Source organism: Enterococcus pallens ATCC BAA-351 (genome assembly GCF_000407485.1).
GTDB lineage: Bacteria > Bacillota > Bacilli > Lactobacillales > Enterococcaceae > Enterococcus_A > Enterococcus_A pallens.
The window spans coordinates 337,221-353,201 of the sequence record NZ_ASWD01000002.1 but is presented as its reverse complement, the minus strand read 5'-3'; the positions used below and the strand labels follow the sequence as shown (position 1 = coordinate 353,201).

General features: G+C 38.4%; 17 protein-coding genes and 1 other annotated feature. Of the genes, 15 read left to right on the top strand and 2 right to left on the bottom strand.

Going from position 1 to position 15,981, the window contains the following annotated elements; all coding sequences use genetic code 11:
* Nucleotides 1-545 precede the first annotated feature (545 nt).
* The 10 genes from gnd (at nucleotide 546) to I588_RS08295 (ending at nucleotide 9,034) form a co-directional block, all read left to right on the top strand.
* On the top strand, nucleotides 546-1,445 hold the full coding sequence (gene gnd / locus I588_RS08340; protein ID WP_010755482.1) for a phosphogluconate dehydrogenase (NAD(+)-dependent, decarboxylating): 900 nt from the start codon (nucleotides 546-548) through the stop codon (nucleotides 1,443-1,445).
* Nucleotides 1,446-1,457: 12 nt separating this feature from the next.
* Entirely contained in the window at nucleotides 1,458-2,456 is a 999-nt protein-coding gene (locus I588_RS08335; RefSeq protein WP_010755483.1) for a D-isomer specific 2-hydroxyacid dehydrogenase family protein, read from the top strand.
* 17 nt (nucleotides 2,457-2,473) lie between these two features.
* On the top strand, nucleotides 2,474-3,571 hold the full coding sequence (locus I588_RS08330; protein ID WP_010755484.1) for an iron-containing alcohol dehydrogenase family protein: 1,098 nt from the start codon (nucleotides 2,474-2,476) through the stop codon (nucleotides 3,569-3,571).
* Between the two features lie 22 nt (nucleotides 3,572-3,593).
* Entirely contained in the window at nucleotides 3,594-4,433 is an 840-nt protein-coding gene (locus tag I588_RS08325; RefSeq protein WP_010755485.1) for a PTS mannose/fructose/sorbose/N-acetylgalactosamine transporter subunit IIC, read from the top strand.
* Between the two features lie 21 nt (nucleotides 4,434-4,454).
* Nucleotides 4,455-5,312 (top strand): PTS system mannose/fructose/sorbose family transporter subunit IID, encoded by an 858-nt coding sequence (locus tag I588_RS08320; RefSeq protein ID WP_010755486.1) that lies wholly within the window; start codon nucleotides 4,455-4,457, stop codon nucleotides 5,310-5,312.
* Between the two features lie 23 nt (nucleotides 5,313-5,335).
* Nucleotides 5,336-5,842 (top strand): PTS sugar transporter subunit IIB, encoded by a 507-nt coding sequence (locus I588_RS08315; protein ID WP_010755487.1) that lies wholly within the window; start codon nucleotides 5,336-5,338, stop codon nucleotides 5,840-5,842.
* 81 nt (nucleotides 5,843-5,923) lie between these two features.
* On the top strand, nucleotides 5,924-6,805 hold the full coding sequence (locus I588_RS08310; RefSeq protein ID WP_010755488.1) for a hypothetical protein: 882 nt from the start codon (nucleotides 5,924-5,926) through the stop codon (nucleotides 6,803-6,805).
* 19 nt (nucleotides 6,806-6,824) lie between these two features.
* Entirely contained in the window at nucleotides 6,825-7,274 is a 450-nt protein-coding gene (locus tag I588_RS08305) for a PTS sugar transporter subunit IIA (protein ID WP_010755489.1), read from the top strand.
* Between the two features lie 20 nt (nucleotides 7,275-7,294).
* Nucleotides 7,295-8,368, top strand: coding sequence for a mannonate dehydratase (gene uxuA / locus I588_RS08300; protein WP_010755490.1), 1,074 nt, complete (start codon nucleotides 7,295-7,297; stop codon nucleotides 8,366-8,368).
* A gap of 24 nt (nucleotides 8,369-8,392) precedes the next feature.
* Nucleotides 8,393-9,034, top strand: a complete 642-nt coding sequence (locus I588_RS08295) for a bifunctional 4-hydroxy-2-oxoglutarate aldolase/2-dehydro-3-deoxy-phosphogluconate aldolase (RefSeq protein ID WP_010755491.1) — start codon at nucleotides 8,393-8,395, stop codon at nucleotides 9,032-9,034.
* A gap of 97 nt (nucleotides 9,035-9,131) precedes the next feature.
* Here the strand turns inward: I588_RS08295 and I588_RS08290 are convergent, their stop codons facing one another.
* Nucleotides 9,132-9,776: an Rpn family recombination-promoting nuclease/putative transposase gene (locus I588_RS08290; RefSeq protein WP_010755492.1), complete on the bottom strand. Its 645-nt coding sequence runs from the start codon at nucleotides 9,774-9,776 to the stop codon at nucleotides 9,132-9,134.
* 166 nt (nucleotides 9,777-9,942) lie between these two features.
* Here I588_RS08290 and I588_RS08285 point away from each other — a divergent pair, with 166 nt between their 5' ends.
* Genes I588_RS08285 through I588_RS08275 form a run of 3 tightly spaced genes read left to right on the top strand, consistent with a single transcriptional unit; the run spans nucleotide 9,943 to nucleotide 13,142 of the window.
* On the top strand, nucleotides 9,943-11,166 hold the full coding sequence (locus I588_RS08285; protein ID WP_010755493.1) for a tyrosine-type recombinase/integrase: 1,224 nt from the start codon (nucleotides 9,943-9,945) through the stop codon (nucleotides 11,164-11,166).
* Nucleotides 11,153-12,136, top strand: a complete 984-nt coding sequence (locus I588_RS08280; protein ID WP_010755494.1) for a tyrosine-type recombinase/integrase — start codon at nucleotides 11,153-11,155, stop codon at nucleotides 12,134-12,136. Before I588_RS08285 ends, I588_RS08280 begins: the two co-directional genes overlap by 14 nt.
* A gap of 25 nt (nucleotides 12,137-12,161) precedes the next feature.
* Nucleotides 12,162-13,142, top strand: coding sequence for a tyrosine-type recombinase/integrase (locus tag I588_RS08275; RefSeq protein ID WP_211219390.1), 981 nt, complete (start codon nucleotides 12,162-12,164; stop codon nucleotides 13,140-13,142).
* A 76-nt stretch (nucleotides 13,143-13,218) separates the two neighbouring features.
* Here the strand turns inward: I588_RS08275 and I588_RS08270 are convergent, their stop codons facing one another.
* Nucleotides 13,219-13,479, bottom strand: a complete 261-nt coding sequence (locus I588_RS08270) for a PD-(D/E)XK nuclease family transposase (protein ID WP_010755496.1) — start codon at nucleotides 13,477-13,479, stop codon at nucleotides 13,219-13,221.
* Between the two features lie 257 nt (nucleotides 13,480-13,736).
* Between I588_RS08270 and I588_RS08265 the strand changes: the two genes are divergently transcribed.
* A complete protein-coding gene (locus I588_RS08265) occupies nucleotides 13,737-14,402 on the top strand; it encodes an HAD family hydrolase (protein WP_010755497.1) in 666 nt (221 codons plus the stop codon).
* A gap of 53 nt (nucleotides 14,403-14,455) precedes the next feature.
* Nucleotides 14,456-14,701, top strand: a binding site (T-box leader).
* 60 nt (nucleotides 14,702-14,761) lie between these two features.
* On the top strand, nucleotides 14,762-15,979 hold the full coding sequence (locus tag I588_RS08260; RefSeq protein WP_010755498.1) for an NAD/NADP octopine/nopaline dehydrogenase family protein: 1,218 nt from the start codon (nucleotides 14,762-14,764) through the stop codon (nucleotides 15,977-15,979).
* The last annotated feature ends 2 nt before the right edge of the window (nucleotides 15,980-15,981 follow it).

The window sequence follows — 15,981 nt, the reverse complement described above, 5'->3', positions numbered from 1 at the left end:
CAAAATATCTTTTTTCCTTTATATAAGTCCTTAACTCTTCTAAAAGCCTATGAGAACGGCTTTTATCAACTGTTTGACAGCCAATCCTTCAAAATAAATAATCTTTATTCAAAAGCTATAAATATTTTATTAAATAAGAACAGGTTTAAGAATTTGAAGTAAAGATAAATCGAGACAGTCGTGAAAGACAGCTAGCATTTATCGAAACGCTTACTTGAAAGTGAGGAATGTATTATTAAAAAAACTCCTATTTAATTCTTTTTGCTGTAGTAAAAAAGCTTGCTATAATAGTAATCGTTTTTTTTATCTAATACTTCTATTGGTGTTTTCTAATTTTTGTAACAGATTATAAGCCAAAAGAACTCAGTAACAATGATGGTAACGGTTACAAAGGAGTGCTTTAACTTATGTAGATAATTTATTGAATAGAATAACACAGTAAAAAAAACACGAATAAAAAATATTTTTTATTTAGGGTAATTGTTTACAATTTATTCTTTTCGCAATATGATTTTAGTATAGCAGGAGGGCGGTGAACAAGAAATATGAGAATAGGATTCATTGGGCTTGGCAAAATGGGCTTAAACATGGCGCTGAATGTAATGGATAAACAATGGGAAGTTATTGGTTTTGATGCAAGCAGCCAAGCACGTGAGCGAGCCGATGCAGCAACTGTTCAAACGGTTTCTACAATTGAAGCTTTGTTAGATTCTTTAGATGAACAAAAGATAATTTTTCTAAGCACACCAGCTGGAAGAATTACGAATTCATTAGTGGAAGACTTGTTGAAAGCGCTTGATAAAGGCGATGTGATTATTGACAGTGGTAATTCTAATTTCAATGATAGCTTAAAGAATTATCAAGCAGCTAAAGAGCAAGGTATACATTTTGTTGATTGCGGCACGTCTGGTGGAATGGAAGGCGCTCGTAACGGTGCATGTTTAATGGTCGGTGGTGATGAAGAGGCAGTGAAGATCGTTGAGCCTTTCTTGAAAGATTTAGCTTGTGAGGATGGTTATTTATATTCGGGTAAGGCCGGTTCAGGTCATTATTTGAAGATGGTGCACAACGGAATCGAATATGCCATGATGCAGGCAATTGGTGAAGGTTTCCAGCTGTTGGAAGCTTCCGACTACTCTTTTGATCTAGAAAAAGTAGCAAACGTTTGGAACCATGGTTCAGTGATTGAGGCCAAGCTAATGGAATTAGCGGAGCAGTCATTTGCACAAGATCCTCATTTAGATGAAATCAAAGGCGAGGTAGATGCCAGTGGTGAAGCAAAATGGACGATCGAAGAGGCTTTAAGCTTGGATATTCCAGTACCAACTATCGCGTTATCCTTATTCGTTCGTAACCAAAGTAAAATTTCAGACAGCTTTTCCAATAAGGTCGTCGCTTCATTAAGACATGGTTTCGGTGGGCATGCTGTCGTAAAGAGCAATTAAAGGGGCTTAAAAATGTCAAAATACAACATTGCAATTGTTAACTCCAGTAGTTTTGGTCGAGTATTTCCCGAACATATTCAGCGTTTGGAAGAGATTGGATCAGTAAAGCATTTTACAGTGGATGGTGAAATTAAAGGCCGGGAATTAGCAGAGACACTTCAGGGTTATAACATTATTATTGCGAGTGTTACTCCATTTTTTACGCAAGAATTTTTTGATCACAAGGATGAACTTATTTTAATTACTCGACATGGGATTGGTTTTAATAATGTCGATACTGAAGCGGCTAAAAAGCACAATACAATTGTGACGATTATCCCGGCATTAGTAGAAAGAGATGCCGTAGCTGAGAATAATGTAACTAATTTGATGGCGATTTTACGGAAAACAGTGGAAGCTCATCAGCGAGTGACTGAGGACCGTTGGGAAGAGCGTGCTGAATTTGTTGGTCGGACTTTATTTAATAAAACTGTGGGTGTCATAGGCGTTGGTAATACCGGCAGCTGCGTCGTAGAAATTTTGCGAAATGGTTTCCGTTGCAACGTACTAGCCTACGATCCATACAAATCAGAGTTGGATATTCAGAGTCGTGGAGCGAAAAAAGTTGAATTGGAGGAATTGCTCCAATCAGCGGATATCATTTGTTTATGTGCTAATTTAACAGAAGAAAATTATCATATGATTGGTGATAAGGAAATTGCACAAATGAAGGAGCATGTTTATATATCTAACAGTGCTCGTGGTGCGTTATTGGATGAACAAGCGGTTGTAAAAGGATTGAAGACCGGCAAAATTGCTGGTTTTGCAACAGATGTTTTAGAAGAAGAGCCAGGACGTAAAGACCATCCCTACCTAGCATTTGACAATGTGGTAATGACACCGCATACGTCAGCTTATACGATGGAATGTCTTGAGGAAATGGGTAAAAAATGTGTTCGTGATGTAGAGGATGTGGCAAAAGGGCAGCTGCCGGAAAGAGCAGTGCAGCCAGTAAGCAGCTATATCAAATAGACAGGGAGAAATTGCCGATGTTAGAAGGTTTGAAGGTAAAGGTAGGACCACAATTTTATCAGTATTGTTCAAATGCATTTGAAATGGTCCCTGCCTTGTTGGAAGAATATGATGCCAAAAATGTATTGATTGTTCATGGAACTATATCGTGGCAAAAGGCTCAACCTCGCCTAGACTTTTTAAAAGAGGAGAGCTATTGCTTTACCTATCATCAGTACACGGGGGAATGCAGCTATTACGGAGCAGACTTAATTGGTGAAGTGGTTCAAAAGGAAGACATTGATTTTATCATTGGTGTTGGTGGAGGGAAATTGACAGATTTGGTTGGTTACGCTGCCCATAAATTCAATGTAAATTTCGGAGTAATCCCTACACTAGCTAGTAACTGTGCTCCCTGGACTCCGCTGGCAGTGATGTATAAGGAGAATGGAGATTCAGAAGGAAAGAGTGAACATTTTCTACGGCAGGCTGCTTTCTTGATCACAGAGCCTGAACTAGTGATTGACTCACCAGTTGATTATTTTATTGCCGGATTGGCTGACACCATCGCTAAATGGTACGAATCAGAAGCCATTCTGGCACAGGATCATTTAAAGAATGAGCCTTTTTTACAAATGGCAGGGTATACGGCAAAGCTTTGTGAAGAAGTAATTACGCGTGATTCGGCTAAAGCTATTCAAGACATGAAAGATCAGCGATTATCTGATGAATTTGTTCATCTGTCAGAAATTGTCTTTGGTGTTGCTGGATTAGTAGGCGGTTTGGGAGATAAATACGCTAGAAATGCTGCTGCCCATGCAATGCACGATGGGATGAGTAAATATATTCCAGCTTGTCACCGTTATCTCCATGGTGAAAAGGTAGCTTACGGAATCTTTTTCCAACTGGCACTGGAAGGCAAGTGGTCAACCATTGATCGTTTAATGCCGTTTTACCAGGAATTGAATTTACCAACTTCCATGCATCAAATGGGCATTTACCCTGAGGATGAAGCGGTGCTTGATCAGCTGGTTGAATTCATTGATTCCAAAGAGAAGGTTCATTTGATTCCACTAACCATTACGAAACAGAAATTAAAAGAAACAATTGAAAGTTTAGAGCAATATATAAATTAAACGAGCTTCAAAAGGAGGACATATGGAAACTTTAAGTGTAATGCAGAGTTTGTTAATCGCGCTATGGGTTGCGGCTGTTATGTCAAGATGGCTAGGGGGCGGGGCAACACTGACCCTGCGTTTCTCTCCATTAATGACAGGACTTTTTGTAGGGGTGGTAATGGGAAATGTTTCCCAGGCAATGATTGTTACCGCAGCACTTCAGATGATCTACATGGGGGTATTCTCACCGGGTGGATCAATGCCGGCAGAACCTTCTATCGCAGCAGCGATTGCCGTACCAGTAGCTTTGCTAGGAAATTTGAAACCAGAAGCGGCAATTGCCGTAGCCGTACCAGTAGGACTTTTAGGTAGTTATCTTTATCAATTTAGATTCTTCATCAATACTTTTTTAGGGAAATACACGGATAAAGCAGTGGAAGATCTGAATCCACGAGCAATTGCCCGTTCAATCATTACTTATCCAACTATTGCTTCATTCTTATTATTTGTACCATTAGTATTTGTAGCATTGTTCTTAGGTGCACCAGTTATTGCAGATGTCATTACTGCTTTAGAGGGAACCGTAGTTATCCACGTCCTAGAAGTAGTCGGTGGCGGATTAGCCGCAATTGGGATTGCAACAACAGTTTATGTTATTGGTCGAAAAGATTACATGGTCTTCTTCTTCCTTGCGTACTTCATGAGTGTTGTCTTCAAATCATTGGAAATTACCATGGTTACTTATGCTGTCTTCGGCATAATTATTGCCTTAATTTTTGTACAATCACAAAAAGGTAAATTAGTACAAGCATCTGACAGCGGATCAAGTACACCAACCTCAATGGATGATGACGACGATGATTACGATGATGGATTTTAATTGATAAGGAGGGAAAAAACAATGACAGAAGCAACTAAAACAACCAATTTAGCACCAGAAGAAATTACTAAAAAAGATGTAACCAAAGCGTATCTTCGCTGGCACTTTGCCAATGAAATTCCGCATTCATTTGAACGTTATTTGGCACCGTCTTTACTATATGCTATGATGCCAATTTTAAGAAAATTATACAAAGATGATGATAAGTTAAAAGCTGCTTACAAACGGCAATTACTATTCTTCAATACTCAGTTAAGCTGGGGTGGTGGAGTTATTACCGGTTTAATGTCCTCAATGGAACAACAAAGGGCAGAAGAAGAATATGAGCAAAAAGAAATTATGATGCAAGATGATTTAATGTACAACACCAAAGCCGGTTTAATGGGCGCTCTAGCAGGTATTGGGGATGCGATCGACTCTGGAACTGTTCAATATATCTTTATTGCGATTGCTGTTCCTTGGGCTCAAGAGGGTAGCGCATTAGGTGCGTTATTCCCATTCGTATGTTTTGCTTTATATCAAGTATTGCTTGGGGTATTCTTCGCACAGCAAGCCTTCTCAATGGGGCGTAATGCAACTGGTTTGATGCAAAGTACAGGTGTGCAAACAGCAATTGAAACATTGTCCGTACTTGGTTTGTTCATGATGGGGATTCTAGCTGGAAACTATGTCAAAGTGGCATCAACCTTGAAATTCAGTCTGTCGGGTCGAGAATTTGTTGTTCAAGAAATACTGGATCAAATTGTTCCGGGAATCTTGCCTTTGGCTGTCGTAATGGGTGTCTATTGGTTCTATACCAAGAAGGGCTTGAAGGTTACTCAGGCACTGCTTTGGTTGACAGCAATTCTGATTGTTTTAGCAGCTGTAGGAATTCTATAAAATTTAAAAGGAAGTGATCCGTAATGGGAGTAGTAAATTTAGCACGTGTTGATGAGCGTTTGATCCATGGTCAAGTAATGATGACCTTATCACAAAAGAGTGGAGTAAACTCAATATTTGTAGTAGATGAAGTAGTAGCTAAAGACAAATTTATGCGTGATCTATACAAGAGTGCAGGAAGTCGTACTGGTCAAAAGACCATAGTTATTACACCAGAAAAAGCGAAATTCTATTGGGATGAGTATAATTTCAAAGATTACAATTGTATCCTGATTACCAAAACTGTTAGCGTCATCTATGATTTGGTTAAACATGGCTTACCAATGAAGGAATTGAATATCGGTGGGATTGCTCAAAAAGATCCTGACAAAGATTTGTTGGTAACAAAGTCTGTTTATCTAAACAAGGAAGATGCTGAAAAGCTAAAAGAATTGCATGAAGATTATGGTGTAGAGGATATTTATTTCCAAGCAACACCATCTGCACCTAAGTCTTCATTGAAGGATGTATTAGGGCAATTCGGTTTATAAAATTGTTGAAAATTACCATCACGCAGTATCCGATGGTAATTTTCTTTTAAGGAAAGACCAAAATGTTGGGAAGTGAAGTAAATGGAACAAAATGAGATTTTTAACGATTGGCTGTTTCGTTATCAATATGTATATCGGGTAAGGCGTACCGCGAAACAAAAACGTAGATTCATTACGGCATTGGCTACGGATATTGCCAAAATGAGGGAAGATATTCAGGTGATTGAATACAACCGTCATAAAAAATATGCTGCCAATAATATTTACGTTGGAGATATTGAAAAAGCCGATCAGATCATTTGCACCTATTATGATACACCGCCTCAGCATTTTGGTCCTTATTATTTATTTGACCGAAAAAAACAAAGCAAAGGAACTACAAGCTTTATTCTAGCCAGTGCTTTGTTGACACTGCTGGCAGGTTTGCTATTTACTTTTGCCTATATGCAAGTTGCACCAAGTGCTTTTGATCTTTCTTCACCTCTGACTATCTTTGTAGCGGTTTGCTATGGAGCATATTTCATCTTTTTAGGGAAAGTAGCTAAGGGATTGTCGAATCGCAATACGTTGATTCGGAATACGTCATCTATTTTGGCTATCTTACAGTTGATTAATAGTATACAAAACAAAAAGATGGCCTTCGCTTTTATTGATGAAGGTGCTTATGGAGATGTGGGGCTAAATGTTCTGAAAGATTCCTGCAAGTCATCAGCGAAAATTTATTCTTTGGATGCAGTTGGTGCTCATACGGAACTGCATGCTAAAGGAAAAGGATTCTCCAGTGAAATGTTGCAGCAATCAGCTGTTCGTCAGCATCCTGGGATAGGAAATATCAATTATTTATTTGGTGCTAATGTTAGTGAAACTTCAGAAGGTACTCAGTATATTTTGGATAAAGTAGAGCTAAAGCAAAAGACTTTGAATATGGAAAATTTAACGAAGATTATCAAGTTGTTCCAATAAAGAATAGGAGGCTTTTTACATGTTAGGTATCGTCATAGCAACACATGGCAAGTTAAGTGATGGATTGAAGGATTCAGCTGAAGTCATCATCGGTGCTACCAACAACATCGCTACTGTAAACCTGAATCAGGGAGACGATGTTCAAGCATTAGGAACAAAAATCAAAGAAGCAATTCTTGAAGTTAATCAAGGCGAAGGTGTTATTGTACTTGTTGACTTGGCAAGTGCGAGTCCTTACAACCAGTCAGTATTGATGGTGAATAGCTTGGAAGCGGAATTGCAAGAAATGGTATATATTATTGGTGGTGTAAACCTGCCAATGCTGCTAGAAACGATTAATCATCAAATTTTAAGCACGCCAGTAGAACAAACTGCGCAAGCTGTGATTAACCAAGGTACTGAAAGCTTAAGCATGTGGCATGTTTCTATGGTAGATGCATCAGACGATGATGATGAGGACGATTTTTAAGAAATGGGGGAAGGTCTATAATGAAATGGGGATTTAGATGGTATGGAGAGAAAGGTGATTCCATTCCATTAAACAATGTGCGTCAAATTCCAGGTATGAATGGGATTGTCGGTACTTTATTAAATAAACTTCCAGGAGATGTCTGGGAAGTAAACGAAATTCAAGAGTTGAAGGACTCCATCGAGAAGGAAAACTTGGAGCTCTTAGGAATTGAAAGTGTTGCAATTCATGATGCTATCAAAGCCGGAACAGCTGAACGAGATCAGTACATTGATAATTATATCCAGACTATCAAAAATTTATCAGCCTGCGATGTTCATATGATTTGTTACAGCTTCAAGCCAATATTTGGCTGGGCTAAAACAACTTTAAATTATGAGAATGAAGATGGCAGCTATTCATTGGTTTATGATCAATCAGTTGTGGACAATATGGAACCAAGTGATATGTATAAGTTGATCCATAGCCAATCAAAAGGATTTAAGCTACCTGGGTGGGAAGAAGAGCGGTTGAAAAAATTTAACAGCTTAATGGCTACCTATGAGGGTGTAACAGAAGAAAAATTATTTGAAAATTTAGAATATTTTCTAACTCGCATTATTCCAGTATGTGAGGAAATGGATGTCAAAATGGCGATCCATCCGGATGATCCGCCTTGGGAAATCTTTGACCTGCCACGGATTACTAAAAATCTAGAGGATCTGAAGAAAATTTTGAGCATCGTTGATTCACCTTATAACGGAATTACTTTCTGCACAGGGTCCCTTGGTGCTGATCCCAATAACGATCTAGTTGAGATGGTTCGTGAAATTGGTCACAGAATTAACTTTGTTCACTTCCGCAATGTTGGCTTTATGGGTGAACGTAAATTTAAAGAAACGGCTCATTTAAGTACGGAGGGTTCTCTAGATATGTATGCTATAATGGAGGCCTTAGTTGATGTTGGCTTCGAGGGACCAATCCGTCCTGACCATGGTCGAACTGTCTGGGGTGAAGTTGCAATGCCTGGTTATGGCTTGTATGATCGGGCAATGGGAATTACCTACTTGCAGGGTCTGCATGAAGCAGCAGTTAAGTCTAAGAAAGCAAACTAATTTTGCGGGAAAGTGAGACGAACGATGTTAGCAAATATGGATCATGAACTTTATCAACAATTAGCGGAGGTTAAATTACTGCCACTATATACAGTAACTGATTTGGATTGTTTAGATAAACTAGAAGAAGTACTGGTAAAAAATGATGTTCGGTTTATCGAAGTTGCCTTTCGCAGCGACCTAGCAGCTGAAGCCATCAAGCGCTTAGCTGTTTCAGGTGAATTAATTGTGGGAGCTGGTACAGTCAGAACCTTAGCAGAGGCCAAGGTGGCATTGGAAAATGGTGCGAAATTTGTTGTTTCACCGGCGATTGTTCCAGAAGTGATTGACTACTGTATCGAACGGGATGTACCAGTCTTTCCAGGGACTGCAACACCTGGAGATATCCAGCGAGCAATGGAATACGGCATTAACGTTGTAAAATTCTTCCCAGCAGATATTTATGGCGGTTTAAAAGCAATCAAAGCGTTAAGCGGGCCGTTTTACGACGTGAAGTTTTTGCCAACTGGCGGGATTAACCAAGAGAACTTCATGGAGTATCTTGAAAATGATCATATCATTGGCGTTGGCGGCTCATTCATTATTTCTGAAGCACTTTTGAAAAAGGACGACGGAAAAAGTGCGGATGAGAATTTACGTGAGTTAGTAGCGAGAACCAAAGGGTAACAATTTCACCGGGGACGTAAAAGTCTCCGGTGTTTTTAATTACGTTTTCTACAATTTATTGAAGATTTTTTAATAGCTCTGAAACTAGGTAAACGTGTTACTGTAAACTATTTCGAATTTCTTCAATTTCTTTAATGGCTAAGCCAGTACCAACAGCCACTTGTTCCACCGAAAGCCCCATCTTTAGGAGATTCAAAGCGATATCCACTGATCTCATATCAGCACCTTCTTTAATCCCACGTTCCTCAGCTTTTCTCACTGCGGTTGACATCACTGCATCGTTAATCATCTTTGCCTTATTCATATTCATGATCATTTTTTGTTCCTCCTCATCTAACGAGTAGTAGTTGGTCTTTTTTTGAGCTTCTTTTAAATAATCTGGGGCATTATCGGGCACTTCACCAGTTCTAAAAAACTGTTGCCAAAGAAAAGCAGGGCTGTTTTGATCAATTATTTTATTCTTTAAACTGAAAAAGCATAGAATAATCAATTCGTCTCCTTGATGGGCTTGCAACAATTTGTGGGAATCCAAGTCTAGCAGGGCAAACTTGCGGATTGCCGGATCTTCTCTTTCAAACAAATGAAAATCAACGATATTAATACCATAGGTTGGGCGCAAAGCGGAAAAATTATTGCTTTTGATGAAATCCTCCACTTCTTGATTGCCTAATGAGCTGCGATAGGCTTCTCCTAAATAAAAGAGCGCGCGTTCAACAAAAAAATCGTGGGACTGGACTTGCATTTCTTATGCAAAGCTTTACATAAGAGATGTTATGAAAAGTAAATAGTTATGTAAAGTTGAGTGAACAGACGTTGATTTGTCAATGTCTATTCACTTTTTTCTTCACATAATGAAAGATGGTGGTACAGTTGATTTGTATCCAAATAAAAGAAAAGGAGGTTTTTACATGGATACCGATCAGATTGTTCCTACTATGAATCAACTTATCAAAAAAATGAAAGGCGATGGATATTCCGACAATACACTGGATCATTTTTTATGGATTGGTCATACTTTTGAAACTTTCTGTGTTAAGAGAAATATTCAGAAGGTGAACTCTAATGAAGCTCGAAATTTTTTTAAAGAATCCTTCGACTTTGATTTAGATGCCCCTAACTGCCAATTACAATTTACTCTTCGCCGCCCCGTACTTTTACTGTTTGAATTTTATCACACTGGAAATTACTTATTAAGACATCACAACACGGCTTATACAAATATCCCTACTGCATTTTTAGATTTTTATTTAGAATACAAAGATTTCGTAGATAATTTAATCACTTGTCAGAAGCAAGCAAAAAAAAATAAGTTATGGACAATGGGAAAATTCCTTCTTTTTTTAGATAAAAACCGGGTCTATTCATTTAGAGAACTATCTACTACACTTGTCCATCAATTCATCAATAGTTTAGAAAGCTCTCCAAATACTAAGGATTTACATCGTGGAAATCTTAGACAAGCAATTGATTGGATGTTTGATAAACAAATTTGCCCGTTTTCTGGGTATTCTATCTTTCCAGTTATCCATTCTAGTCAGAGATTATCTATATTATCTTATTATAGTAAAGAAGATATGAGAAAAGCATTTGATGTTATCGATATAAACTCTGTTCAAGGTAAACTTGAAATGGCAGTTATTACAACTCTTTATTATACTGGAATACGTGCATCTGATTTATTAGAGATGACGTTTGCGCAACTTGATTGGGAAAACGATGTTTTCTTTATCAGGCAAAAGAAAAGCGGCGAACCTCTGACACTTCCATTATTGCCCGAAATGAAATTTGCCTTGTTAGATTACATTAAGAACAGCAGAAAAGCGGTCAATGAGGACTTGGATCATATTTTTTTAATTAGCTGTGCTCCCTATCACAAATTTTCTATTGGTGGAATTTCTTCTATCGTTAAACGAGTCTTTCTAAGAGCAGAAATTGATATTACTGGTAAGCATGCGGGGGCCCATGCCATGAGACATTCACTTGCGACAAATTTGATGCAGGAGTCAGTTCCAATTAGCGCAATTTCTAATGTTCTAGGACACAAGCAAATAAGATCGACAGAGAAATATCTGACCATTGACGAAACCAAATTAAGAGAATTTTCTTTGGAGGTGCCTTATGTCTTTTTATAATTATAAGTTCGCCGAACCTTACAACGAACCATTTGAGCGTGTTATTCAATACAAACGAGGAATAGGTTATGATTATGGCGACTGCTATGTTGGTTTTTATAGACGAATTGCAAAATTTCTCAGTCAGTTTAAACCAACGAAACCAATTATTACACAGGAAATGTATGAGAAATGGTGCGAACAAACTGACAATGAAGGAAAAGTCTACCATAACATGCGAATCAAAGTACTCTGTGATATTTGTCATATATTAACTGACATGGGTTATCCAAATATTTATATTGATCCATTTGAACCGAGATACCTGAAAAGCTCTTTTGTCCCTTACATTTTTACTCACGAGGAGATTATCCGTCTATTTGATAATCTAAAAAAGATCGTCAATCAAAAGGATTATTCAAATGATGCGTTTACCTTATTATTCATTTTGTACTACTCTTGTGGTCTGCGTCGCTCCGAAGGACTGCATTTACGGAAAAAACATTGTAAAGTGGATCAAGGGATTATTGAAATCATTGATTCTAAAAATCATATAAGTCGAATCATTCCATTATCTGATAGTGTGCATGCACAATTACAAAGCTATATGACCTCTTACAGTTCCCACTTAGAACCTAACCAATTCATTTTTCATCACCCGAATTCTTATGACGAACATTATTCTATAGGGTCTCTATATCGTAGATATAGGAAACTACTAGTAGACTCTTACATTCCATATCGACAGGGCGGTAATTTACCTCGAATTCATGACTTACGTCATACGTTTGCCATTCATGCGCTTGAAAAGGCAGAAAAAGAAGGAATTGATCTTTATGCCGCACTTCCTTTATTGTCTGTTTATTTAGGACATGAACACCTGACTCAAACTGAAAACTATTTACGACTAACCGTTCAGCAACATAAAAATGTGAGCACAAAAGTGAAAAAGTATATCGGTAACTTGTTCTATCAAGGAGAGGAAGATTGACATGCATGGCTTTTCATTTTATGTGATGAATTATTTTTCAAGTTATTTAACTAAATTCTTAGGTTGCTCAAAAAAGACTATTGAATCTTATCGAGACACTTTCGTGCTCTTTTTTGACTATTTAGCAACGCACGAAAGAATTACTTCTGACAACATAAAGCTAGAAGATTTTAATGAAGCAATCGTTGAAAGGTTCCTCAACTATTTAGAAGAAAATCGTGGAAATAGTATCAATACAAGAAATCAACGCTTAGGTTGCTTAAAAAGTTTTGCGAATTATTTAAAACGAAAAGAGTTTGCCTTTTTGAGTCAATGGGAAAGAATAACAGACATTCCTAGCAAAAAAAAGATCACTCAACAAATAGCATATTTAACAATAAAAGAGTTAAAAATACTTTTATCTATGCCTGATAATACTACTAAAAAGGGGCGCAGAGAAAAGGCGTTATTATCCTTTATGTATGATACAGGCTGTCGCGTTCAAGAGATAATTGAGACCCAAATATGTAATATTCGCTTTTCTTCGCCACCTTCAGTGGAGGTTCTTGGAAAAGGCGCTAAATATCGTCAAATACCTTTTTCATTAGAAGTCCGTGACTTACTGAGGGAATACCTTAAAGATCAAAATCTGAATATTTCTTCAGAACAATACGTCTTTCGAAATAATGTAAATAAGAAATTGACCCGAGCAGGCGTCCAGTATATATTGGATAAAAATATCCAAAAAGCTCGACAGGAGAATCCACACTTATTTCTCAAAAAAATTTCCAACCATAGTTTGAGGCATAGTAAAGCCATGCATTTGTTGGAAGCTGGGGTTAATTTGATTTATATCCGAGATTTATTAGGACATGCCTCAGTGAATACGACAGAAATTTATGCAAGGGTAAACCCAGAAATAAAGCGAAGGATATTGGAAAAAAACTATTCAGAAGTTCATTCTGATACAAAGTATACGGACGAAAAAAAATCAGAATTGGTTGAATGGTTGAAAACTTCACTTTAGTTATGTAAAGTAAAGAGCATCACGATAGTTGATCTACGGGCACTATTTTGATGTTCTTTACATAACTATTTACTTTTCATAACATCTCAATAGTGACATGACAACCGTCTTCCGTTTCCGCTAAAATGTCTACTTCTGTACGCAGCAATTCTGGATCTTCGCTAAAGGTTTTCTTATAGTTGTCAATATGATACGTCTCTCTTGGCTTCAGAGACTTAAAATTTTTGTCTAAAACATCTTGGACAAATGCTTTTAAAATATGAGACGAATCCTTGCTTGTAAATAATTTTCGGAATAACAAGTCAGTTGTAGGCAAAACCTTGAACATCTTCTTCATCAAATTCTCTACCTTTCGTGGATAGAGAATTTCTTCACCATTAGTATATCATGGCAGACTATTCTCTATCAAAATCTGGTTCAAGATAATATACGCAAAAATAGAGTAAAAATTCGTTGAAATTCTAAATTGCTTAAGTTGTTTTGTGAAAGTTGTTGGCTGCCTTGGAGAAAGGGCTATAACGACAATTCCCATTGCAATCTAACAATAAAACCGTCAAAATGAAAGAAGAAGTAAATACTGTTAGGAGGAGTTACATGAGCCAAAGTGAGTTAAAGATTGTCATCTTTGATATGGATGGGCTATTGGTTGATACAGAAAGGGTTTATCGCGATGGGTGGGAGTATGCAGCGAATTATCATGGAGTTCAGCTGCCAGCTGAAATGTTTCATGGCTGGGTAGGCAAAGGCTATCATGAGACCACTGAAGAGCTGGTGAAGCTGACTAACGACCGAGATTTAGTGATGGCAATTCGTAAGACTAGGGAAAAATATTTTTATCAAGAATTGGATGAGGGAAGGGTTCCTCCTAAGCCTTATGCTAAGGAAGCATTACAAGCAGCTAAGGAAAACCATACAGTTGGTTTGGCAACATCTACGGTTGCCAAACGGGCAGGAGATGTGTTAGCAGGCTTGGGGTTCTTAGACTATATTGATTACCCGGTATTTGGCGATGATGTAGCAAACCTGAAGCCAGCACCAGACGTATATTTGGAAGTATTAAAACGGGCTGGTTTTACTGCTGATGCTGGGATTGCGGTAGAAGATTCGATTCCCGGAAGTCAGGCAGCTGAGAATGCTGGATTGAAGGTTTTAATGGTGCCGGATGCGAATTTTGAGTTGGATATTACTAAGGTGCCAGCTGGAGTCATTCAGCGAGGAAATGATTTGCAACTTGTTTTAGATTATTTGAAAAAGCATTGACAGACGCTGGGAGTAATTATAAGATACTAGGTAATTACTAATCTATTTTTAATAATTATGCATGGAAAAGAAGAGTACTATTTGCAAGAGTTTTAGAGAGTCTCTGGCTGGTGAAAAGAGATATTCGAGCGGATAGGAAGATGGTCTTTTGGCATCAGTCGCTGAGGGGAATTCCTAAGGTGCTGCGGGTTCGCCCGATATCGCGACGAGGCTATCGAAGTCATTTCCGTAGCTGAGAGGCTTGTTTATACAAGTAAAAAAAGGTGGTACCACGATCACAGGTTGTAATCGTCCTTGGTTTAGCATTTCGTATGCAAATCAGGGGCGTTTTTTTTTATTTAGAAAAAGGAGTGAAGGAAATGGTTTTGAAGGAAAATTTGCCAGATACAACAGTAGCGGTTTTAGGGGGTGGTGCAGCTGGCAAAGCCGTTGCAGCGGATTGTGTACTAGGTGGAAACAAGGTTAATATTTGTGATTTGCCCAATTTTTTTGAAACAACGCTGGCATCGGTTAAACGAACAGGGATTAATATAACCGGCAAGCAAAACAGCAAGTATGGCTTTAAGCGTTCCGGTAATGCTCGCTTTGAAAAGATTACTGATAATGTGGCGGATTGTGTGAAGGGCTGTAAATTGTTGATAGTAGCCGTACCATCGATTGCCCACGATGCCTTTTTTGAAGAACTGGTTCCGGTGTTAGAAGATGGCATGATTATCCATATTATTCCTGACAACTTTGGTTCATTGAAATTACGCAAAAAAATGCGGGAAGCCAACTGCACAAAGCAAGTAATCATCGGTGGCTGGTCCAGTGCCCCCTATGGTGCGCGAGTTGTGAAGGAAGGCGGTGTGATGACTTCAGAAATCGGTTTGATCTATCGAGCGATTACTTTACGCGGGGCAAGCTTGCCTTCAACTGATCAAGAAGCGTTCTTGGAAAGCACGAAACAATTAGGCTGTTTTGATGCGATTACAGAAGGCGACGGGCCAACCAGTGGGAAAACGGTTCTAGATGTCGGTTTTAGTAACGTTAATCCGGTGCTGCATTGTCCGGGAACGATTTTGGGTGTAGGGGTAATGGAAAACTGGGGGCGCGTATTTGGCGGCAATGATAAATCTACCTACTCGATTTATTCCCATGCTTATTGTGAATCGATTTCGAAAGTGCAATACGCCTTCTATTTAGAAGAGGTGGCATTGGCTGAAGCGATTGGTGTGGATTTGCAGCGCTTCCCGAAAAAGAATTTCTTGTCTCGGACTAGTATTTTAGGGCCTGAATACATGGGAGATGATTGCATTGTTCCGTTTGATGAACAATATGAAATGGCAATCGGTACTGGTCCTTTCAGTATTCAGGATCGGTATATCACTGAAGATATTCCAGTAGGCTGCCACATTTATCATGAGCTGGGCAAAAAATTTGGGGTAGAAACTAAAGTTATCGACAGTATGATTACTTTGGCGTCTGTGATGACGGGTCGGGATTTCTTAAAGGAAGGGCTGACCTTGGATGATCTAGGAATTGGTCATTTAGAAAAAGATGAGCTGTTAACGTACTTGGAAACTGGCAAGCTATAGGA